Source organism: Euzebyella marina, assembly GCF_003687485.1.
Lineage (GTDB): Bacteria > Bacteroidota > Bacteroidia > Flavobacteriales > Flavobacteriaceae > Euzebyella > Euzebyella marina.
Map to the genome: position 1 here is coordinate 2877733 of NZ_CP032050.1, position 21928 is coordinate 2899660.

Annotated in this window: 27 protein-coding genes; 7 read left to right on the forward strand and 20 right to left on the reverse strand. The window is 43.0% G+C overall.

Going from position 1 to position 21928, the window contains the following annotated elements; genetic code table 11:
• Positions 1 to 173 precede the first annotated feature (173 nt).
• Together D1013_RS12365 and D1013_RS12370 are read right to left on the reverse strand one after the other, a co-directional pair.
• Positions 174 to 1286 (reverse strand): acyltransferase family protein, encoded by a 1113-nt coding sequence (locus D1013_RS12365; protein ID WP_121849123.1) that lies wholly within the window; start codon positions 1284 to 1286, stop codon positions 174 to 176.
• Between the two features lie 22 nt (positions 1287 to 1308).
• Positions 1309 to 1896 (reverse strand): ankyrin repeat domain-containing protein, encoded by a 588-nt coding sequence (locus tag D1013_RS12370; RefSeq protein WP_121849124.1) that lies wholly within the window; start codon positions 1894 to 1896, stop codon positions 1309 to 1311.
• 139 nt (positions 1897 to 2035) lie between these two features.
• On the opposite strand from D1013_RS12370, the gene D1013_RS12375 reads away from it, so the two are divergent.
• Positions 2036 to 4210, forward strand: coding sequence for a helix-turn-helix domain-containing protein (locus D1013_RS12375; RefSeq protein ID WP_225621462.1), 2175 nt, complete (start codon positions 2036 to 2038; stop codon positions 4208 to 4210).
• Between the two features lie 126 nt (positions 4211 to 4336).
• Positions 4337 to 4900 carry a DUF4494 domain-containing protein gene (locus D1013_RS12380; protein WP_121849125.1) on the forward strand — a complete coding sequence of 188 codons (564 nt, stop codon included), beginning with the start codon at positions 4337 to 4339 and terminating at the stop codon, positions 4898 to 4900.
• Positions 4901 to 5029: 129 nt separating this feature from the next.
• Here D1013_RS12380 and D1013_RS12385 read toward each other — a convergent pair whose 3' ends face one another.
• Complete coding sequence (locus D1013_RS12385; protein ID WP_121849126.1) at positions 5030 to 5407, reverse strand: hypothetical protein; 378 nt, start codon at positions 5405 to 5407, stop codon at positions 5030 to 5032.
• Positions 5408 to 5573: 166 nt separating this feature from the next.
• On the reverse strand, positions 5574 to 5927 hold the full coding sequence (locus tag D1013_RS12390; protein ID WP_121849127.1) for a hypothetical protein: 354 nt from the start codon (positions 5925 to 5927) through the stop codon (positions 5574 to 5576).
• A 199-nt stretch (positions 5928 to 6126) separates the two neighbouring features.
• Between D1013_RS12390 and hpf the strand changes: the two genes are divergently transcribed.
• Positions 6127 to 6429, forward strand: coding sequence for a ribosome hibernation-promoting factor, HPF/YfiA family (gene hpf, locus D1013_RS12395; RefSeq protein WP_121849128.1), 303 nt, complete (start codon positions 6127 to 6129; stop codon positions 6427 to 6429).
• Between the two features lie 12 nt (positions 6430 to 6441).
• Entirely contained in the window at positions 6442 to 6894 is a 453-nt protein-coding gene (locus tag D1013_RS12400; protein WP_162987897.1) for an arsenate reductase family protein, read from the forward strand.
• A gap of 44 nt (positions 6895 to 6938) precedes the next feature.
• Here D1013_RS12400 and D1013_RS12405 read toward each other — a convergent pair whose 3' ends face one another.
• Positions 6939 to 7283 carry a hypothetical protein gene (locus tag D1013_RS12405; protein WP_121849130.1) on the reverse strand — a complete coding sequence of 115 codons (345 nt, stop codon included), beginning with the start codon at positions 7281 to 7283 and terminating at the stop codon, positions 6939 to 6941.
• Positions 7284 to 7415: 132 nt separating this feature from the next.
• On the opposite strand from D1013_RS12405, the gene D1013_RS12410 reads away from it, so the two are divergent.
• Entirely contained in the window at positions 7416 to 7949 is a 534-nt protein-coding gene (locus D1013_RS12410; protein ID WP_121849131.1) for a YceI family protein, read from the forward strand.
• Here the strand turns inward: D1013_RS12410 and D1013_RS12415 are convergent.
• Genes D1013_RS12415 through D1013_RS12430 form a run of 4 tightly spaced genes read right to left on the reverse strand, consistent with a single transcriptional unit; the run spans position 7932 to position 10171 of the window.
• Positions 7932 to 8564, reverse strand: coding sequence for an NADPH-dependent F420 reductase (locus tag D1013_RS12415; RefSeq protein WP_121849132.1), 633 nt, complete (start codon positions 8562 to 8564; stop codon positions 7932 to 7934). The two genes, D1013_RS12410 and D1013_RS12415, sit on opposite strands and share 18 nt — an antisense overlap.
• Positions 8565 to 8615: 51 nt before the next feature.
• The gene (locus D1013_RS12420; RefSeq protein ID WP_121849133.1) at positions 8616 to 9152 is read right to left on the reverse strand and encodes a peroxiredoxin-like family protein; all 537 of its coding nucleotides are present in this window, start codon (positions 9150 to 9152) and stop codon (positions 8616 to 8618) included.
• A 10-nt stretch (positions 9153 to 9162) separates the two neighbouring features.
• On the reverse strand, positions 9163 to 9555 hold the full coding sequence (locus tag D1013_RS12425) for a hypothetical protein (protein ID WP_121849134.1): 393 nt from the start codon (positions 9553 to 9555) through the stop codon (positions 9163 to 9165).
• Positions 9556 to 9559: 4 nt separating this feature from the next.
• Complete coding sequence (locus tag D1013_RS12430) at positions 9560 to 10171, reverse strand: nitroreductase family protein (protein WP_121849135.1); 612 nt, start codon at positions 10169 to 10171, stop codon at positions 9560 to 9562.
• Positions 10172 to 10347: 176 nt separating this feature from the next.
• Here D1013_RS12430 and D1013_RS12435 point away from each other — a divergent pair, with 176 nt between their 5' ends.
• Positions 10348 to 11316, forward strand: coding sequence for a TerC family protein (locus D1013_RS12435; protein WP_121849136.1), 969 nt, complete (start codon positions 10348 to 10350; stop codon positions 11314 to 11316).
• Position 11317: 1 nt separating this feature from the next.
• On the opposite strand, the gene D1013_RS12440 is transcribed toward D1013_RS12435, so the two are convergent.
• The 11 genes from D1013_RS12440 to D1013_RS12490 form a co-directional block, all read right to left on the reverse strand.
• Complete coding sequence (locus D1013_RS12440; protein ID WP_121849137.1) at positions 11318 to 11746, reverse strand: hypothetical protein; 429 nt, start codon at positions 11744 to 11746, stop codon at positions 11318 to 11320.
• A gap of 11 nt (positions 11747 to 11757) precedes the next feature.
• Entirely contained in the window at positions 11758 to 12006 is a 249-nt protein-coding gene (locus D1013_RS12445; protein ID WP_121849138.1) for an acyl carrier protein, read from the reverse strand.
• A gap of 14 nt (positions 12007 to 12020) precedes the next feature.
• A complete protein-coding gene (locus D1013_RS12450) occupies positions 12021 to 13289 on the reverse strand; it encodes a beta-ketoacyl-[acyl-carrier-protein] synthase family protein (RefSeq protein ID WP_121849139.1) in 1269 nt (422 codons plus the stop codon).
• The gene (locus tag D1013_RS12455; RefSeq protein ID WP_121849140.1) at positions 13279 to 13731 is read right to left on the reverse strand and encodes a 3-hydroxyacyl-ACP dehydratase FabZ family protein; all 453 of its coding nucleotides are present in this window, start codon (positions 13729 to 13731) and stop codon (positions 13279 to 13281) included. The genes D1013_RS12450 and D1013_RS12455 overlap by 11 nt, the downstream gene beginning before the upstream one ends.
• 14 nt (positions 13732 to 13745) lie before the next feature.
• A complete protein-coding gene (locus tag D1013_RS12460) occupies positions 13746 to 14543 on the reverse strand; it encodes an SDR family NAD(P)-dependent oxidoreductase (protein ID WP_121849141.1) in 798 nt (265 codons plus the stop codon).
• Between the two features lie 9 nt (positions 14544 to 14552).
• Positions 14553 to 15608, reverse strand: coding sequence for a type III polyketide synthase (locus D1013_RS12465; RefSeq protein ID WP_121849142.1), 1056 nt, complete (start codon positions 15606 to 15608; stop codon positions 14553 to 14555).
• Positions 15605 to 16327 carry a methyltransferase domain-containing protein gene (locus D1013_RS12470; RefSeq protein ID WP_121849143.1) on the reverse strand — a complete coding sequence of 241 codons (723 nt, stop codon included), beginning with the start codon at positions 16325 to 16327 and terminating at the stop codon, positions 15605 to 15607. The genes D1013_RS12465 and D1013_RS12470 overlap by 4 nt, the downstream gene beginning before the upstream one ends.
• The gene (locus tag D1013_RS12475; protein WP_240467915.1) at positions 16327 to 17454 is read right to left on the reverse strand and encodes an NAD(P)/FAD-dependent oxidoreductase; all 1128 of its coding nucleotides are present in this window, start codon (positions 17452 to 17454) and stop codon (positions 16327 to 16329) included. The genes D1013_RS12470 and D1013_RS12475 overlap by 1 nt, the downstream gene beginning before the upstream one ends.
• A gap of 82 nt (positions 17455 to 17536) precedes the next feature.
• Positions 17537 to 18232 carry a YiaD family glycine zipper/OmpA-like lipoprotein gene (locus D1013_RS12480; protein WP_121849145.1) on the reverse strand — a complete coding sequence of 232 codons (696 nt, stop codon included), beginning with the start codon at positions 18230 to 18232 and terminating at the stop codon, positions 17537 to 17539.
• A 10-nt stretch (positions 18233 to 18242) separates the two neighbouring features.
• Positions 18243 to 18725 carry a lipocalin-like domain-containing protein gene (locus tag D1013_RS12485; RefSeq protein WP_121849146.1) on the reverse strand — a complete coding sequence of 161 codons (483 nt, stop codon included), beginning with the start codon at positions 18723 to 18725 and terminating at the stop codon, positions 18243 to 18245.
• Positions 18726 to 18869: 144 nt separating this feature from the next.
• Entirely contained in the window at positions 18870 to 20846 is a 1977-nt protein-coding gene (locus D1013_RS12490; protein ID WP_121849147.1) for an alpha-ketoacid dehydrogenase subunit alpha/beta, read from the reverse strand.
• Positions 20847 to 20977: 131 nt separating this feature from the next.
• Here D1013_RS12490 and D1013_RS12495 point away from each other — a divergent pair, with 131 nt between their 5' ends.
• Positions 20978 to 21928, forward strand: coding sequence for an isopenicillin N synthase family dioxygenase (locus tag D1013_RS12495; protein ID WP_121849148.1), 951 nt, complete (start codon positions 20978 to 20980; stop codon positions 21926 to 21928).

Here is a 21928-nt window from a genome sequence, read left to right on the forward strand (position 1 = left end):
GGATTCCGCAATCAATTAAAAATATGTTTTAAAATCCCATTCCGCACACATTACCTTCCCCTCCTCCCGATAGCTATCGGGACGGGTCGCATAATAAGTGCTCCATAAAACTCCATTAACCCAAAAAGCCCCAACACTACGGTTAGGGCTTTCCATATAAAAATAGCTACTTTTTAATTCGTCTCTTTCGCGAGTGTAGGCTCTTTTATCAGTAGCTTTTCGCCTTTCTGTCTTTTACTTTTCCATGGGAGCCCGAATAAAGGGCGTAACACCCCTACCCTACGAATCAAGAGTTCGTACAGCAGGTAGCAGACGATAAAGGTGAATACGGTTAAGCATACAAACTGGGCCATGGGGTGCATCGCCAAGGGCAATAACCACCATGCGCCAAAAAACATCACGAACATATGTATAATATACACGGGGTAAGCGGCTTGGGTCAAATATACCAATACCCGACTGGGACGGTTTAAATAATGGTGTACGAGACCGAAAATGGCATAGATCCAACAATTCGATTCCAAAGCCATTAAATAGCCCGGGGCTTCCCGATTGAATTCGATATACCTAAGGGCATAAAGCCCCAATGCCAAAAGGAGGTAGCCCCACTTCCATTTTTTAACGGTCTGCCAAAAGGTAGGCCCACCATACATAAATAGGTACCCGAAAAAGAAGGCCAAAGCGCCCAAAAAGAACCCGTGCCATGTTTCCGCGTACAGCGAAAATATTTGGGGCTTGACCAGTGCGGCTTCCAACATAAAAAATACTGATACCAACAAAGGTCCTCCCGGGTGGGCCAACAACCGGCCCCATACTTTTTTGAACCGACCTTCCCCCCTATTCTTCAACGCATAAAAAACGGGCAAGAACAGCAGCACATAGCAAAAGATATTGCCCAAGAACCAAAGATGGCCCGCATGCGGGTAATAACCCAGCGGTACTTCGTTAATGGCCTGAAACAGGTACATATGCAGGGGCGAAATGGCCACAAACCCGAAAACGAAGGGTATGAGTATGCGACGGGTACGTTCACCGATCAGTTGTTTCCAGTTGCGTTTGCGCATGGCAAAATAGAGCCCCATGCCCGAAACAAAGAACAGAATGGGTATGCGCCACACGTTGAGCATGGTCATAGGGGTCCATAATCCTTCTAAGGGCCGTTCGCTTCGTACAAACCCTACGAACATGGCCCAGGGCTGAAAGATGATGGCTATATGATAGATCAATAACAGGGCGATGGCAATGATCCGTAACCAATCGATGTCGTATCGTCGTGCTGTTTCCATGGCTTTTTCCGGTCTTATTTTTTTATTGTAACATCATGGCTATCACGGGACGTGTCTTTTCCACTTCCGCAATGTCGATTTGCAGGCCGACAGGCGCCAATTGCTGCTGCATCATCTCATAAATGGGCTTCATCTGCTCAAAAGGGGCGGTAATCGTTTCGCGAGCGGTGGCCCCATAGTTGTTTTTGATGGTCTTATCGGCACCGGCATCAATCAACTTTTGAACGGACTCTACCCTACAGAAAAAAGCGGCCACGTGAAGGGCGGTTGAACCATCGTTGTTTTTGATGGATAAATCGGCCCCGGCATCGATAAGGGCGTCGGCAATCTCATCTTTTTCAAAAGTAATGGCGGTGATCAAAGGGGTCGAACCGCTGAGGGCCTCTTTTTTGTTCAGGTCGGTACCCGCTTTAATATGCTGCTGTACGGCATCAAGGTTGCCGCCCATCACAGCAGCGTTCAAATCGATATCGGGCGCTATGGATTCGGTCTGGGCGGTGGGTTGTGATTCCTTATTCCCTTTTTCTTGTCCGCACGCGGTCAAGCTTAGGGCCAAAATCAAGAAGGCATACTTACATGGGTTTACTAAAGTCATTGATGATTTTTTCATGGTGATTGTTTTTATTTGTTGAACATTAAATTTTACAAGGCAAATGTCCGCCAAGCGCCGACGCAGCACCAATCACCTATGCCGCTTTGTACATAAGCCTTGCACAGCCGATAGCACTTATGGCGCAGGCATATAAATTATGCGGCAAAAGGCGCATTTTCACCTTGAAGAACAATCGCTTATATTTGTTTTTGCCAGCATGGCGACCAACCCTTTTACTACCATGCAAGACCGACCAACAGGGCACCTTTTTACCGAACAGGCCAAGGCCATTTTGCTTGAAAACCTAGAAAACGAAAACTTTGGGGTTTCCGAACTGGCCGATGCCATGCATATGAGCCGTTCGAACCTGTTGCGCAAGTGTAAAAAGCAGACGCAGTTATCGGCGAGTCAGTTCATTCGAAAAATTAGGCTCGAACAGGCGATGGATATCTTAAAGGAATCACCGGAACTGACCGTTTCGGAAGTCTCTTACCGGGTCGGTTTTGGCAGTAGCTCGTATTTTATCAAATGTTTTAGGGAAGAGTACGGATACCCCCCTGGGGAAGTTGCCAAAATGAACCATGAGGAAAACGTTGCTACGGATGGGGATGTCGAAGCATCGGCTACTTCCATTCTGAAAAAATACCGTTGGGCCTTTTTATCCGGGGCCGCAGCCGTACTTCTACTGATCTTATTGGTGGTGGTCTTTCTTCCTTCCAAAAAAAATACGACTCATACGGAAGCTGGGGAATTAGAAAAATCGATAGCCGTTTTGCCCTTTAGGAACGAGAGTAACGATTCGACCAATCTCTATTTTGTCAATGGCCTGATGGAAGCCTCTTTGGGCAACCTTCAGAAAATTGAGGCACTGCGGGTCATCAGCCGCACTTCAGTGGAAAAATACCGTCATTCCGACCAGAATATTGCCGAGATAGCTCATGAACTGGGTGTAAATTATGTCGTAGAAGGAAGCGGACAAAAAATCGGAGATCAGGTACTGTTGAACATACAACTGATCGATGCGGCGACTGATACCCCGGTTTGGGGGCAGCGGTACACCCATGAAGTGGTCGACATCTTTGCCCTGCAAAACGAGGTGGCCAAAAAAATCGCCGATGCCATCAAGGCCTCCGTCACCCCTTCTGAACTGGAACAGATTGATAAAAAACCTACCGATAATCTGGTCGCCTACGATTATTACCTACAAGCGCAAGAACCCTTTTTGCAGCGAACGACCGAGGGACTCATGAAGGCCATTCCCCTATTTGAAAAAGCGTTGGAAGAAGATCCCGAGTTTGCCTTGGTCTATGCCGATTTAGCCGTTACCTACTATTACTTGGATCTTTTTAAGAAGGAAAAACAATTTACAGAGGAAATCAACAAGAATGCCGACAAAGCCTTGTTGTACGACTCGAAATTGACCGAAAGTCTGGTCGCCAAGGCCCTTTACTACATGCATACAGGCGATTATCGTTTGGCCGTACCGCATTTGCTTAAGGCCATGGAATACAACCCCAATTCGTCCGCTGTGGTTCAACTGTTATCCGACCTTTATGCGAATTACATACCCGATACCGGAAAATATCTCGAATATGCCCTAAAAGGAAGGCAATTGGAGGTGGCAGCAAACGATTCCGTCAGTCAGAGTTACCTCTACCTGCATCTGGGCAATGCCCTGATACAGGCCGGTTTTACCGATGAGGCCATTACCTATATCAACAAATCGTTGGCTTACAATCCCCAGAACTATTATGCCCCCTATGCCAAGGCCTATATCATGTATGCCAAGGATGGGAATCTCAAAAACACCTTAGTGGCCATCAAGAACGAATTGAAGAAAGACATCAACCGTTTGGATATTCTTCAAGAAACGGGTAGGCTCTACTATTTTCTGAAACAGTATGACAGCGCGTACGTTCATTACAAGCGCTTCGATTCCATTCGAAAAGTCAGAAACCTGAATATTTATCCCCATGAGGATATTAAAATCGCCTTTGTCTATGAAAAAATGGGCTTTGAAGCCGAGAGCGAGCGTCTCATGAACGCTTACACTACATACTGCGAGAATGACCAGTCTATCTACCAACCGGCGAGTATGGCTGTTAAATTGGCCTACGAAGGCCATGCCGACCAAGCCATTGAAGAGTTGAAGAAGTTTGCCACCAAAGACCACTTTCAGTATTGGGCGGTACTGTTTATGCGAAAAGATCCCTGTTTAGCGCCCTTACAATCGCACCCCGAATTCGAGCCGGTGATGCAAAAAATCGAAAACCGGTTTTGGAGCAACCACGAAGACCTCAAAAAGAACCTGGAAAGTAAAAATCTTCTGTAGTAAGCTAATTTACTGGTTCTCAAAAGGCAACGTTTACCCTATTCAAATTGTGAATATCTATTCTTGTTTTTAGCCCTAGAAGGTGTATGCTTCCTCCTATCTTTGGCAGCCCAAAAACAATGAAAAATGAGTGCAACCTGGTACGAGTGTAAAGTAAAATATAGAAAACTGGACGAAGCTTCCGGAACCTTGAAAGTGAAAACCGAACCTTTTTTGGTCGATGCCATTTCCTACACCGAAGCGGAAAGTAGAATTACCGAAGAAATGCAGGCCTACTTGGCCGAAAGTGAAGAGATCAAGATAACCAATATCAAAGTGGCCAACTATGCCGAGATACATCCCTTTGAGAATTCAGACCGTTGGTTCAAATCGAAAATCTCTTTGATCGCTTTTGATGAGGAAAGCGGTAAAGAGCGCAAGACGAACGAATATTTACTGGTTCAGGCTAACGATGTAAAAGAAGCCTATGACAATACCGTACAGGTGATGAAAGATACTATGGGCGATTATACCATACCGGCCATTACCGAATCGCCTATTATGGATGTTTTCCCTTACTTTTCGGGAGATGAAAATGAAATGGAGAAGCTTGAAAAATTCAATGCCTTAAAAGATTCCGTTCCCGTGAATTTGGAAATGGATGAAAAATTGGAGCTGGCCGATGTGATGGCCGACTCTGAAGAGGAGTAATCCGCACACGGACATAAAAAAATGCCTTCCAAAAACCAAGCTTCTGGAAGGCATTTCTATTTAATATGATGAAGGATTTTTTACAATCCCTAGATGGATTCTATTCAACCGTTCGATGGTTCAGGCGAATTAACTACTCATTCGATACTCCAAATTACTGGTTTCCGGTTTTTTGATTTTTTCAAGATACACGGAAATATTATGAGCCAACAGCTTGGTACGCTTGAGATGGGTATCAATAAGATTCGAAATCTGGTCAAGAGCTGTTTCGTGTGTACGAATTTTCAAATAGATGAACGTACATGAATTTTCAAGGTACGACACTTCGGTATTCAACTTATAGAAGACAGAAAAATCTTCATGGGTTTTAGGTTCTACCAAGTAAGACCCCAATTGTTTTTTAAAAAACTCAATGTCCCTCTCATTTCTATCCAATCTATTGAGCTGAACGGCAAAACTCCGCCGCAACAGAGAATTACTTTCGAATAAGCTAGCTTTCTTTTCCATCTAAAACGTTGTAGTTAAGTGTTCTTCGTGCGACAAAGGTATCTGTAACTTACTGAAGTTCTTACAATAAACAGATATTTAACCCAAATTTCACATCGAATTTACCAATCTGCAAAAGAGATGTTAATAAAGTTAATAAGTCCTTAAATTTGAAGCACTTATATTATCATTCCTCCGATTCGCCCTCGGCACAATTGATTAAATAGCTCTCTACATTCTTGTGAATTTCGCGAAATGCGTTCAATTGTTTTTTGGCCTCTACGATGTAACCACTCATAGGTATTTGGTCACTTTTGAGCCCCGTAATGATATCTTTGTTATTCTTAGAGCAACGGTCCATTGCACGTCGCAATTGATCGAGCCTTTCATAAAGACTGTAAGTGGTAGGTTCTGAGCGGTAAGAGCTCAGCTGCCCCCTTAATTGCATAAGGTTTCTTTGGTTTCTTTCCAGTCGGGCCACCAGCGCATTATTGCTGTCCGATTCCCAGTTCAGGTAGCGATTTTGTTTAAATTTTTCCATAGCAGTAGTGTTAAGATGTTGAGTTTTGTAAGAAAGTATCAGGGATGTCTTCTAAAGTTACGAAAAAAAATACTACATCGATTTCGTAAAAGTCATAAAATCAGAGTTTAACACATTTTAACTATTGGCAGTTTTTACCTGTGGCAATAAATTGTTTTTTACGGCACCATCGGGCCACGGGCTACCAGTAACTTGCAGTATGAACATAAATTTTGAATACGATAACGTAAGTGCCAGTGACCGCTTAGAGCAGTTGGCAACAGATAAAATCAGTAAACTTTTCGACAGATACGATTTTCTGGTTCGGGCGGATGTTTTCTTCAAAAAAGAAAATACCTCAAGCCCAGAAACAGGCCTCATTTGTAACATACGCCTCAGTGCACCAGGCCCTCGCCTATTCGCCGAGGCCAGTAACGATACTTTTGAGACCTCTATCAGGGAATCGGTGTCAGAGTTGGAAAGACAACTGAAAAAGAGAAAAGATAAAATGAAAAGTCACTAAACTATGGAAGATATGAGTGTATTAAGTACCGATGAAAATATGTTGACTTTGGTCTATAGCTCAAAGTCGCACTTGGGCAAGCAAGTGCTTGGCTACGTTCAAGGAGCAGGTGATGCCCTACGTACCATAGATATTGCTGAAACGAAATTGGGCCATGCCGTATGGGTAACCTTGGCAGATGGGCTCGGAAAAGACTTGGGTGAACTGTTCTCGCTCGACAATACCGAAACGTTGGATATTGAGGATAGCGATTCGTTCGATACCGATGATTGGTTAAAGCTAATCGATAACAATCCGGAGCTTTTGCAGAACCCGATTGCCATTAAAGGCAAAAAGTTTATGCAGGTCACCAGTCGCTCGGAAGTATTAAAATTCTTTGAAGTCGATTCGGCCGGTCTTGAAAAGAAGAATATGGGTGAAGAGCCGGTCACCAAGTCGACAACGAAAGACGAATCTTTTATTTAAACAAACACTTAACATCAAAAAAGCCACCGTAAAGGTGGCTTTTTCTATTGTTGGCTATCCTCATCCTCGAACTCCAGTTTGGCCATGGTCTTGGACAAACGGGCGGAATAAGGTTGGTCTATAATATCTTGTAATAATCGTTCTCTTTTACGTTCCGAGATATCGAGTGTATCAACGATATCGCGCGTGCGCCTCATATCGGCAACTCTTTCTTCCTTTAAATTGATGCGTTCTTCAGGGGTCAAAATCATCTGAGGCTCAAAACGTTCCATCACCGTATATTTGGTAACCTCATGTTCTTTTTTTGATTGCTCCTGCGCCTGAAGCGCCACATTACCTGCGGTAAATGCCATAACCAGGCATATACCCTTAAAAATTAATTTTTTCATAGGGGTTTTTCATATAGTCTCGTGAGCTAAGTTAGAAATTGGCACTAGCCATCGTATGCAAACGGGTTGAACGGCATAACAAATCGATAAAACGAAAAATTAATACCTTACCAACAACCAACAATAGTTCTTATGTTCAAAAAAGCGGTTCTCTTAATCCTATTCTGTGTCTCAGTATCAGCAATCAGCGCCCAAAATGCCCCATCCATCTCATCGGCCACCGTTTCTTTTCGATTTGAATCGAAAGGCGTAGATGGCAGCATTGGCGGTTTTAAATCTACCTCCCAAATCAATTCTAATGATCTGATCAAGGCCCGATTATCGGGTTCTGTACAAGTCGAAACCCTGAAAACCGGAAACTTTTTAAGGGATTGGTCTTTAAAAAGTGAAAAATACTTTGATGCCGACGCCCACCCAAAAATACTATTTGAAAGTAATGAAATTAAAGCAACGTCACAACACAACGTTTATGAGGTAACCGGTACTTTGACCATAAAGGGCATAAAAAAACCGATTACCCTAACTTTTGAGCAGCAAGGTAATCGGCTTATCGGTACTACCAGTCTTTATACGTCTGATTTTGACATTCAAATTAAAGATGAGCGTACCGAAAATAAGGTGTCGGTTCGTATACAACTGACTTTAGGTTCAGGCCATCTCAAGTAGTGAGCGCATTTCCTGCTGGTCGGTAGTAACACCGTACACTTTTTCATCTACTTCCATCGCCTTGGTCGCGCCTAAATTACCCACGTACAGCGGTACAAAGCCTATGTCAGAAATTAGTTGCTCCGTGACCTTTCTACTCTTTACATCTTGGGCCGCAAAGGGTATGGCAATAGGTTCCTGCTCATCAAAGGCTCTATTTTTTAGGTCTTTATGGTAAATCGTATTGAAAGCCTTGGCTGTTAAAGCCGTCGTAAACTTCATCGCCGTGTACTCAGATGCGTTTCTATTGTCATCTCTCACCTTTTGAGCCACGTCACCATCTCTTTCAGGATATGGATTGGTGGCATCAATGATAACCTTATCACCATATTCCCCGGCATAAACCTCGGCGGTCTCATCAATTGCTTTAAAAGGAGTGGCCAGTAAATACACATCTACACTTTCTTCAAAAGCATGTGCAACACTCACTGCTTTCGTGTTCTTACCACCCTCCAAAACCAAATCTTTTAATTCTTCAGGATGTCTGGAACTAAACAAAACTTCATGACCGGCCTTGGCCCAATGTTTGCCTAACGTTCCTCCTATTTTACCGCTTCCTATAATTCCAATTTTCATATTCTGTATCGATTTTATTCCGTAATCACGGAAGTTCTTTTTTATTTTTTCCTAAGCGAATTGTTCTTCTGCTTGCAACTGAAGCTCTCCCCTGGCCGGGTAATTTTCTTTTTCCACATAATCAATCATACTTAATATGTCGTCGAAAGAAGGTCTAGCAAAAGGCATGGTCTGTACCGAAGCAGCATATAGCGTTCGATCAGGCTTCACCAAGAATAATCCTGGTTCTGAAAACTGTTCGGGTTCTTTATCCGAAATACCTTTGGAAAGATAAAGTCCCCAATCGGTAGCCTGCTGCTTGGTCAAGCCATAGGCCAACGGCAATTCGGGGATATTCCATTCTTCTGCCGTTTTTTGGGCAGTTTTTTCATCATTCATACTTATGGCCACCACATTAACATCTCTATCAATGAACTTGTTGAGCTTTTGTGATAATTCTTCTAACTGCTTTTTACAAATCGGACAATGCAGCCCCCGATAAAAAACAATCATGGTAAAGGAGCCATTATCTTGGGCATCCATTTTCCATTTGGTACCATTTATTAAGTTCAATTCTAGTTGGGGTACTTTTTCTCTTGGTATTAACATGTATTAAATTTTAATGATTTAGGGTATCGACCACTACGGACACCGGTTGAATTTGGTCTTTGACCTTTTCGTAACGTCTAAGTTGTGGTCGTGTTAAAATATTCGACATTTCGGCCCTCTGCTGATCGGCCAACTGAGACAGCAAGAACATCTTATCTTCGGGAGACATTTCAGCTTTCTGAATCTTGTTCTCACGAATCAAAAATTCTTCGAGCTTTTTCTGAAACAAGAGCACTTGATCACTACCAAGCACCAGCTCGGGCTGATAAGCCCTGGTCAGGCTTTTGGCCCAGGTTTCACTGCTTTTGCTTCCCTCTTGAAAATACGTGTCTTGACCTCTCATGATGGTTACCAGTCCGAAACCGGAAAACAACAAGGCCCAAAATGTCGAATTCTTTTTCATAACATTAGTCTTTCTCTTTCCATTCGTTTTCAAATGCGAAACTTTTCTGAGGTTTTCTCTCACGCTCCGCTTGTTCCTGCTCCTGAAGTTCGTCGGACAGGTTTTCAAGTTCACCACCATAATAACCTATGGCTACAGCAGTAGAAATATGATATCCTTTCGGTACATCGAATACCTCTTGTGCTTTCTTCCAATCTACGCCGGCCATATGGTGAATTGCAATGCCCATATACTGTGCCTGTACGGTCATATTACCCATCGAAAGGCCCAAATCATGTAGCGCATGAAAGTTCTCTTCTCCCTCAGGAGTTTTCTCTTTATAAGCGGTCAACATCAATACAGGGGCGTTTTTTGCCCATTCTTGATTGAAATCGCTTAAAGTGTTCATTATTTTGTCATAACCTTCGTTGCCTTTAAAGGCATAGATGAATCGCCACGGTTGCCAATTGTAACAACTGGCAGCCCAGCGAGCTGCTTCGAATAACTTTTTCATATCATCCTCCGTCACCGGTTTCTGGTCAAATATTCTAGGACTGTAGCGCTGTTTTATCAGAGCATATAGCTCATGGTCGTTATTAGCAATTTTATCCAACGCAATTTGTTCTATCTCGTTCATATCATTCTTGTATTAAAGTTTTTCTTCAAGATAGCAGAACATGAGCCAAGGGATTGATTCATGCGATTCGATTTTTGATGGAAAAAACATCGTATCGAATGGGGCTAAGAGCAACTCAAAAGGGTCAATCGAAACCCTAATTTTGTTTAACTTCGCCGCTTCAAAACAGCTTTTTTATGTGGGTGTGGATAATCTTCATTGCAGTAGTAATCGTATTCTTGGCATTGGACCTTGGGGTATTTCACAAAAATGAACACGTTATTAAAAGTAAGGAAGCTGGTATATGGACCGCCGTCTGGGTGTCCGTAGCCCTGGGCTTCAGTGGAGTCATTTACTGGCTGTTTAGTAGTGGATTGGTCGAAAACCCTACCGGACTCACGCCGAACAATGCCGTTTTAAAGTATGTTACCGGCTATTTGATTGAACTTTCGCTCAGTATCGACAATGTATTTGTTATTGCCGTTATCTTTTCGGCATTTAAAATTCCCGCGTTGTACCAACACCGGGTCCTTTTTTGGGGCATCTTGGGCGCCATAATCTTTAGAGGATTAATGATTCTCTTTGGGGTGGCGCTGATTACCAAATTTGAATGGATTATTTACGTGTTCGGCGTATTTCTGTTATACACGGCCTTTAAGATGTTAAAGTCCGATGACAGTGATTTTGACCCGAAAAACTCATGGATTTTTAAACAGGCGAAAAAACTTTTCCCGATTACAGGTCAACTGCACGGGCATGATTTCTTTGTGAAGCGAATGGGGGTTCGGGCAGCCACCCCATTATTTATGGCATTGATAGTCATCGAATTGACCGACGTTCTTTTTGCCCTCGATAGCATACCGGCGATTTTGGCGATTACAGCGGACCCATTTATCGTATTCAGCTCGAACATATTGGCCATTCTAGGGTTGCGCTCTATGTATTTTCTTATTTCCCGCATGTTGGAGAAGTTCCGGTATATCAATTACAGTTTGGTGGTCATTTTGGCCTTTGTTGGTCTCAAAATGCTCTTTTCGCACTATATCGAGCTTCCGGAATGGGTATCATTGACCGTGATATCGGTTTCGTTGCTGGCTGGTATAGTCGCATCACTGCTCATTCCTGAAAAGGAAGGTGAAGAACCTATCTCCACCGAAGGGGAATGATTTATTTACCTTTAAATATTGAATGGTAGATTTTGCCTACTACCCAATTCCCTACAGGAAAGTAGAGCGCAAAAAACAAGGCCATACCCAAAGAGAAATTTCTGATTCCGAAGAATTGGTCCAAAAGGTTGTTGGGGTACGCATAGGAAGTCTCCAATCCATAACCTGCGAACTCCAAAATACCCATTGCGATGAGTCCGTACGCATATTGCATGTGAAAGGGCAAGTTTCTCAGCAATAATGAAATGGGAACCATGTAAAGAATATAGCAAGTGATGACCTGCCACCAATACGTAAACTTGGCAATTTCAACAGCTGCACCGAACCAGTTCATCAAGAGCCCCCATAAAAAATAGACCACACAGTAAATGGCTATCAATCGCTTATCAACGTTTAATTGTGTTTTGGCCCAAGAAATCGGTTGGTTCATAATAGTAGTGATTAGGCAAGTTTAGCGTCGATTATCTCCAAGGCATCCTTGACAGTTTGCATCTGCTCCATATCTTCATTTTCGAGCATAATGTCAAACTCATCCTCTACATCTAGTACAATATCTACCAAATGGGCCGAATTGATATTGAGCTCATTGATAAAATGGCTGTTCATTTGAATATCATCTACCGAAACATCGTCCGGTAAATAAGTAGATATGATCGCCTTAAGCTTATCGTACTTTTGGTTTTCATTCATAGGTTCTTTCCAATTTAAAAACGCTTAAAAATAGTACAAGCATTCACATCGCCAAAACCAAAACTTGCCTTGGCCAGAACCTGAACGGAATAATCCATCGTTTGGGTAGGAATTTTGGAGGGATGCACCCACTTCTCTATTTCAGGATGTAGGTCTTCACAATTGACGGTTCCAAAAAATTTGTTCTCTCGCATCTGAAGGATGGAAGCAACCAATTCAATGCTCCCGGAAGCTGCCAAGCAATGACCAAAATGCCCTTTGAAGGAATTGATAAAAGGAAAATCTTTGCCCGAACGACCTAAGGCCTGGCTCCAATTCGAAATTTCAACGGGATCTTTGGTAGTAGCTGTTAAATGCCCGTTTATGGTATCGATATCGTTGGTCTCAATTCCCGCATTGGAAACGGCTTGAGCAATGCAGCGTTGCACCGACTCGCTATTGGGGGCGGTCATGCTTCCCTCTCCCCTTTGTCCGCCACTATTGACGTGCCCACCCAACACTTCGGCATAGATGTTGGCACCCCTTTGTAGAGCGCTCTCCAAAGACTCCAAAACAAGAGCTCCCGCCCCACTGCCCGGTACCAATCCCGCAGCGGATGCACTCATAGGGCGGCTGGCCTTTTCCGGTTGATTATTATAGGTTCGAGGCAAGATGCGCAGAGCGTCGAAGCCTCCCCAGACATAAGGGCCACTATCGCTGGTACTACCTACGAGCATTCGTTTTGCTTGTCCGTTCTTGATACGTTCATAACCCATCAATAGGGCCTCTGTTCCGGTACTACAGGCAGAAGAATTACTTGTCACCTGATTTCCGCAACCTAATTTTCCCCCTAGAAAAGCACTGATACCGCTCGACATAGTCTGAGCTACCGCGGTACTTCCCAATCGGCGTACTTGTCCCTTATCAATATTATGAATGGCCTCATGAAATTTATCGACCCCTAAGGTTCCCGAACCAAAAACCACTCCGGAATCCCAATCAGGTCGGTTTTCTTCGGAGGGATGCAAACCTGCATCTGACCACGCTTGTGAACCTGCAATGACACCGTAAATAATACCGGTGGACTGGAGTCCCTTCAACTCTAATGAATTAAAGTATTTATTTAATACAGCATCGTTAACTATGGGTTTACTTGCAATTTGACAAGAGAAATTCAACTCTTTTAGTTGAGGGACGTAGCGTATGCCGCTTATGCCCTCTTGCATTGATGCCGTGAACTCGTCCAGACCGATTCCATTTGGGGCACAAACCCCCAACCCGGTAATTACCACCCTATTGCTCACTTGAGTTCTTTTTAATCATTCCTGAAATCGTTCCCTTACAAACCAATTCTTTTTGAGCGTTGAACATTCTCACTTGACACTTCAATTTATTGAACCGAAAATAGACCTTTTCAGATGTGACGGTGACCTTCTCGCCCGGAAATACCGGTGCCAAGTATTCCATTTCAGCACTGCTCATGGCGACCAATAAATTACCATAGCCCTTATCATCATCCTTCAGTAAAAATATTCCCAAACAAACAAGCCCTATTTGGGCGCAACACTCGGTTAGAAGCACTCCTGGGGTCACCGGATGATTTTTAAAGTGGCCTTCATAAAAATAGGCATCGACAGGAAAGGTATAGAACCCTTCCGTTCCATCATCACTCACGGAGTTCAATCCATCCACAAATAAAAAAGGCTCGGTATAGGGTAACTGATCAAGTATTTCTTCGTAGGGCATAGTTTTTTCATTGATTAGCGCAAACTTTCTCCTCCGTCCACGGTGATTACCGTTCCTGTAATCCATCGGGCTTCTTCCAATGTCAACAAATAGACGGCATTGGCTACATCTTCGGGTGTAGTCAACCTTTTGTTCGGATTTCGCAATAAGGCATTCTTCTTTAACTCTTCATGCTTCGGAATCATTCGAAACGCCTTGGTATCGGTCGTTCCGGCCTGAATGCAGTTTACTTTAATTCCGATAGGCGCAAACTCCAAAGCCATATTTCTTGTCAGGGCCTCCAACGTAGCCTTGGCGGCGGAAACAGCGGCATAGCCTTCCCAAGCCTTCTTATTGCCTTCTGAAGTAAAGGATATGATTCGAGCATCTTCGGCGAAAAGTGAATGCTTGATCAAATCTTGTGCCCATTCGTACATGCTCAAGGCCATAGCGTTCAAAGTCAATTGAAAATCCTGCAGGTTCAAAGAAGTGCCGTCATTACCACCCATTGGTTTTAAACTGCCCTTGGCAATGCTGTGAACCATTACTTTAATACCCGATGAAGTGGATTGTAAAGAGCCTATTTCTTGCAAAACCGCTGCTCTTTTATCGGCACGGGTAACATCAACATTAAAACTTTTCACCTGAGCACCCATTAAAGTAATTTCTTGATAATAACGTTTAATTTCTTCTAAATCAGATTTCCTGTCTCGGTGAACAATGAGAATATTATAATTCGCTTTGGCCAATTTCTTAGCAGTAGCCAAACCTAGTCCGCTACTACCTCCCAGTATCAAGGCCCAGTATTTTTTTGGTTCTTTAGACATCATCATTTGCTACAATTACCATTTTAGCAAAACCCTTTGGGCGGAAAAACCAGGTCCAAAACTCAGCATCAGCCCCTGCTCGCCCTTTTGAATATCTTTTTGCATAAACCGCTCCAAAACATACAAAACCGTGGCACTGCTCATATTACCGAATTGCCGTAGTACCTCACGGGTGTCATCGATGTTTTTATCCATTTGCCCAAAAAGTTCTTCTACCGTTTGTACAATTTTTCTACCGCCAGGGTGAAAAATCAAATGATCGACTTCCTCAATTGAAGTTCCGTTCTTTTTTAGAAACGGATGGATGATGGATGGAAAATGTTCAGCAATGGTATCCGGAACCGCAATATCCAGAACCATTTTCAACCCTAAATTCGTCAGGTCGAACCCCATCATATGAGTGGCATCCTTAAAATGGTACATCTCACCGGCTACCAATGCTGGTCCCTCTGCATTTTCTTCCGAGGATAACAAGACACAGGCCGCTCCATCGCCAAAAATGGCGGCGCTGACCATATTGGGCATGGAATAATCATTTAATTGAAACGTAGCGGTCGGACTTTCAACTGCCACTACCGCGGCCCTTTTTCCAGGATTGGACCGAAGGAAATTATTGGCGTAAATCATTCCGGAAACCCCCGCAGCACAACCCATTTCGGTAACAGGAAGCCGCACAATATCTTGCTTGAGCCCTAAATCGTTGATGAGATAAGCATCAAGGGAAGGAATCATGATACCCGTACAACTTACCGTAATTATATAATCTAACGATTCGGGTGACCATGATTGTTGCTGTAATGCTTTTTCAAGCACAGCCTTCCCCAATTTCTTGGCCTCTCGAGCATACACTTCATTTTTCTCTTCAAAAGAGGTGATGGTGAACACCTCTTCAGGCCGCATAATGCTGTAGCGCCTATCGACAGCCGCCCCTTCGAACATTTTAACCACCTTGCGGCGAAATCGCTCTTCTTGATCCGATAGCCATAAATCAACTAACGGTATGATATCTTTGGTATCCCGCCAATATGGGGGTAGTTCTTTGGTTACGGTCGTAACTCGTACATCATTCATATATTCTGCTTATTCTTACGGGTCATGACCCAGCTGTATCGAAAGGCCCATTGCCATTTAATTTGATGTTCCACAAAGGTCAACCCTTTGGACATCTCTTTGAGCTCCTTTCTCAAAAACCCCCTTTTGATGGAGGTAGCACCATCTTTTCTGGCCATTTCGGTCTTTATAAAAATAGTACTAAAGAGCTCAAATAAGTAGTACGCCCAGGTACTTCTTTGTAAATCGTTTATAATCAAAGCGATTGAAGGAATTTGTGCCAATTTCTTCAAAAAAGCTGATAATTGAAATTCTTTGATATGGTGTAAGGTCAAGGTACACAAAACAAAATCTACGGGAATATTGAGATTTTCCCAGTCGAAAATGTTTTGATTTAGAAAGACAATCTCTGGATACTCTTTTGATTTTTCTCGAGCTATAGCCAAAGCAGTTTCGTTTAGGTCAACTCCGTAGCATTTTACCTTTCGATTTTGTTTTCGGGCCTGTAAAACTACTTTTCTAAGCATTTCCCCATCCCCGCAACCCACATCTAATATCGTATACGATTCTTTGTCGAACCTGTTTATATTTTGATTCAGGTGACTTAAGGTAATTTTAGTACCACCTAAAATTCGATTGCATCGATTGATATCTTCAAAAACAGGTAGTAAGGTTGCTTTTGGTATGTTTTTGCCATCCATCAGCTCTTCTCCTTTAAATCTATTTTTTAAGTTAATCATTAGCTGATAGGTTTACCATGAGTACACTTGACCATAAAGTTTAACAACCCCGGTGTTTTGCCCACTGCCTTCAATAGTATGTTTGATAGTTTCGGTTTCAACAGTATTTTCTGCAATTGCCTGCCCCACCAAATTCTTTTCTGAAAGGCTTTCTTCCACTTACGGATATAATTTTTCTCCAATTGCTCACGGGTCATGGTGGAGCCCGAAAAAAAATCGACCAGTAACTCGGAAGCAATTTTTGCGCTATGAATGGCCATCGCCATACCGTTACCACATAAGGGATGTATGAGCCCCGCCGTATCTCCGCACATGATGATATGGTTTTCTACCGCTTGTTTTGGTTCAAAAGAAATCTGGGCGATGGTCAAAGGTTGGTCAAAAACAGGTTGTGCCTCTTTTAAGAAATTCCCCAGGAATGGGTTTTTAGACACCACCTGCTGGTTGTAATTCTCGATATTTCCGGCCTTTTGAAAGCTATCGTAGGATGCGAGATAGCAGAAATTGACCGCCCCGTTTTCAGTTTTGGATAGTCCGCCATATCCTCCCTCAAAATTATGCAAGCCTACCAGGTGTTCAGGAAAGTCCTCTAAATGATAATGGTTTTTAACAGCCATCCAACTTGATTTGTTTTGGATGAAACTTCTATCCAAAGCCTTATCAAGCACACTTCTCTTTCCGTATGCTCCGATTGTAAATATTGAAGTAATAGTTTCATTTAAACTTGTATTCACCTCAAAATAAGAATCTTTAAACAAAACATTATTCACTTGACCTATTAAAAAATGGACACCGACCTGTTGGGCCCTTTGAAAGAGATGATGGTCAAAGGCATAACGACTGATACCTACTCCTCCAAGCGGTAATTTACTTTTGACAGAGACGCCCCGAACCGTACTGAACTGCAATTCTTGAATGGACACCGCACCCTTTTCTTGCAACCCGACATCCAAGCGCTTCAAGTAGGGAACCACTTCGTTGGACACATATTCACCACAAACCTTATGATTCGGATATTCGTTTTTTTCAATGACCAGAACACTTCTCCCCTCCAATACGAGATGAATGGCAGCCGTAAGTCCTGCCAAACCACCACCAATTACGATAATTTCATAATCACATTTCACTCTTGGAAGATAGGGTTTTGTATAAAAAATCCCGACCTGCATTAGGTCGGGATTTCTAAAGGAACTTATTTAGCGGGAACAATTATCCCTTCACTTGCTGTTTTGCTTCTTCTTTCAAGGCTTCACTGGCCACAATAGCCAATTCTACCCTTCTATTCTTTGCCTTACCTTCTTTTGTTTCGTTGTCGGCAACCGGCTGCGCTTCGCCATACCATTTGGTAGTCAATCTACCGGAATCGATACCCTGCGATACCAAATAATTGCTTACCGAGGTAGCCCTACTTTTTGACAACTGCATGTTGTAATCATCAGGACCAGCACTATCGGTATGCCCTTCAACCAATACGTTCGATTTAGGATATTCCTTTAAAATATCGGCCAGACTATTCAATGTCGTCTGCGAAGTACCTTTTACATCACTTTTGTTGGTGTCGAAATACACTCCGGCATCCTCATTAAAGGTAACGTTGATACCCTCACCAACCCGTGTCACTTCAGCTCCAGGAATTTCTTCCTCGATACGCTCTGCCTGTCTATCCATTCGGTCACCGATATATCCACCGGCAACCCCGCCGATAGCGGCACCCAAAATAGCACCCAACACGGTATTATTACCATTACCTACATTGTTGCCGATAACACCACCTATGGCAGCGCCACTACCGGCACCTATCACGGCTCCTTTCTGTTTGTTGTTCGCATTCTGTACGGTTTTACAACCGACTACCATGGACATTGCCATGATGATATAAACTGATTTTATAGCTAACTTCTTCATTTGTAGTTTTTTATTGTTTATTAAACGTGTACACCACCGCAATTGGGGAACCGTTCACGTTTACATTTGACTTTAAGGTCATACTGGCACTTGATAAGGAAACAATATCCATACCGTAACCAGTTCTACCGTTAATGTCTTTTTTCTTTTCGTCGATATACTTAAACTGTAAGCGATCGGCCCCAGCTTCGTTTTCTACCACCGACCATCTAATATTACGAACTCCCGAAGGGCAGGCACCCGTACTACTGTTGATGTTGTAGTTACCCGTACTGTTGTTTTCCAAAAAATACCAAGTACTTCCTTCAAAGCAGTAGGCGTCGGCATCGTTGAACAACTTGGCTTTGTAATCACCTTGTTCACCTTCATACGATACATCATTAAGAACCCATGTTCCGTTGATGGTATCACGTTGCTGTCTTACTTCCTTTGAGAGGGAACAGGAGGTTAAGACCAGAAAAAGTGCACCTAGCACCCAACTATTCTTTATCATAATTAAAAATTTAGTTTGAATAGATACGAGAGCATCGCTTATAACGACCAGCCCTACACGTTAATCTATCGTTAATTTCGATGGCAAGATGCCACCATTTGTCGAGACAGGTGCGTTTTAAAAAGGAAGATTTTTGCTCGATTACTAATACGCAAGTAGTTCATTCAATGCCTCGGCAAACCTAGTTTTTGGAAGGTATCCATTTTCCAAAGCTTTGGCGAAGGGTATCGGCGTTTCTAAACTGGCCACCCTTTTTATGGGAGCATCTAAATATTCAAATCGATTTTCGGTAACAATGGCAGAAATATCACTGGCAACACCCCCAAAAAGGCTATCTTCTTGGAGAATAATTAACTTACCTGTTTTCTCTACTGAGACATAAATGGATTCGATATCCAACGGGCAAAGGGTACGCAAATCCAAAAGGTCGGCGCTGATATCTTTACGTTCATTTAAAACTGCCAAAGCCCAATGCACAGCGGCGCCATAGGTAACGATAGTTACATCACGACCTTCTTTTAGCAACGCAGCATGACCGAATGGAATGTTGTAATATTCATTAGGAACCTCTTGATAAATACTTCTATACAATGCCTTATGTTCAAAAAACATGACGGGATTGGGGTCTTCAATAGCAGTAGCCAAAAGTCCCTTAGCATCAAAAGGAAATGCCGGATAGACCACTTTGAGTCCCGGGGTTTTCGTAAACCATGCTTCGTTGGTTTGCGAATGAAACGGACCGGCACCTACATCGCCTCCACAAGGCATTCGAATGACTACTTGGGCAGATTCGCCCCAACGGTAGTGTGATTTGGCCAAATAATTAACAATGGGATTGAACCCTGAGGTGGCAAAATCGGCGAATTGCATTTCCATCACCGCTTTCATGCCGTTTATAGATAGGCCCATGGCGGCCTCCACGATTCCCGATTCGCAAATTGGCGTGTTCCTGACCCTATTCTTGCCGAACAACTCAACAAAACCCTCCGTCACCTTAAAAACCCCACCATACTCCGCTACATCTTGGCCCATTATCACCAAATCATTGTTTCGTTCCATCGACTGCTTTAGACCCTCTGAAACAGCATCAACAAATCGGATGTTAGAAGTAGTACCTTTTGGTTTGATTTCCTCAAAATTATGCGGATGGTATACATCCACTAATTCTTGGGTTAAATTGAATTCTACAGAGGGTTCATCAAAAGCAATTTTCAAGTGCTCACTGATTTCATCTTCTATTTTTGTCCTTAATTCTTCAATTTGCCCTTTATCGAGCAGACCCTCTCTTATTAAGAAAGATTCGTAGTTGCTTATAGGGTCTTTTTCGGCCCATTCCTGCAATAGTTCTTCCGGAACATATTTAGTACCGCTTGCCTCTTCGTGGCCACGCATGCGAAACGTAATGAATTCCAGCAGTACAGGCCTAGGGTTTTCCCGTATGGACTGGCATAAGGTCTTCACTTGGGTATAAACCTCGGTAATATTATTCCCTTCAATCGTATACGATTCCATTCCGTAGGCCTGTCCCCTATCGGATAAGCGTTTGCAATTGTATTGTTCATTGGTGGGGGTAGAGAGACCATAGCCATTGTTCTCAATACAGAACAGTACTGGTAAATTCCACACCGAGGCGATGTTCAGCGCTTCATGAAAATCTCCCTCACTCGTACCTCCTTCGCCGGTAAACACCGCGGTAACCTTTTCTCTTTCATTGATCAGATCGGCCAGGGCAATTCCATCAGCCACGCCTAATTGGGGACCTAAATGGGAAATCATACCCACAATCTTATATTCTTGCGTACCAAAATGAAAACTACGATCCCTTCCTTTGGTAAATCCGCCTAGCTTTCCCTGCCATTGGGCGAATAAACGCGAAAGTGGCACTTCACGGGTCGTAAAAACCCCTAAATTTCGATGCATCGGCAAAATGTATTCATCCGCATGCAGGGCACTCGCAACACCTACCGAAATGGCTTCTTGCCCCATGCCGCTGAACCATTTTGATATTTTTCCTTGCCGTAGCAAAACCAGCATACGCTCTTCGATCATACGCGGTTTTAGCATTCGCTCATATAACTGCACCAAAGTAAAATTGCTGATTCCTTTCTTTTGAAATTCCATGGAGAAATTTGGGATACCTTTAAATTAGTTACCAATGTAAAAGTAGAAAAAAGGCATCATTCCCAAATACGGATGTCGGCGGCATACTATGCAATATTTTTTACCTTTGCCTAAATATTAATGTTGATGCTATGAGTGCGATACCCAGTGTTGATTTAAAGGATTTCGTTTCTGAAGACCCAAAACGAAAGCAAAAATTTATAGAAGAAATTGGAGCCGCTTTTGAAAATATCGGCTTTGTGGCCCTAAGCGGACACTTCCTTTCCGATGAGTTGGTAGAAAATCTTTATACGGAAATCAAAAGATTTTTTGATCTGCCCCAAGATATAAAAGACAAGTATGAAATAGAAGGCATCGGTGGCCAACGCGGTTATACCTCATTTGGTAAAGAACATGCTAAAGGAAGAAAAGAAGGCGATTTGAAGGAATTTTGGCATTTTGGCCAGTATGTGGAAAACAATCCCAAGCTAGAGGAGGAATATCCTGATAATGTAACGGTCGACGAATTGCCCGAATTCAATGAGGTAGGTAAGGAAACTTTTCAAATGCTCGAGAAAACGGCCCAGTATGTATTGAGGGCATTGGCTCTTCACCTTGATTTAGAGGAAACGTATTTCGATGACTACATCAAAAATGGCAACTCCATTTTAAGGCCCATCCACTACCCCCCTATCACTAGCGAACCTAAAAATGCGGTTCGAGCGGCAGCCCATGGCGATATTAACTTAATCACCCTTCTAATGGGTGCCCACGGTAGAGGTTTGCAAGTACAGAACCTCGAAGGGCAATGGGTCGATGCCATTGCAAGGCCTGACCAACTGATGATCAACGTTGGGGATATGCTTTCTAGATTATCGAACAATAAGCTAAAATCAACGATACACCAAGTGGTCAATCCGCCAAAGGAATTGTGGGGCACTTCGAGATACTCCATTCCTTTTTTCATGCATCCTATCAGTGAGATGCCATTGAACTGTTTGGAGAACTGTATCGATGAAGACCACCCAAAACAATACGCCGATATAACGGCTGGCGAGTTTTTACATGAAAGACTCATTGAATTAGGATTGATAAAAGCGTAG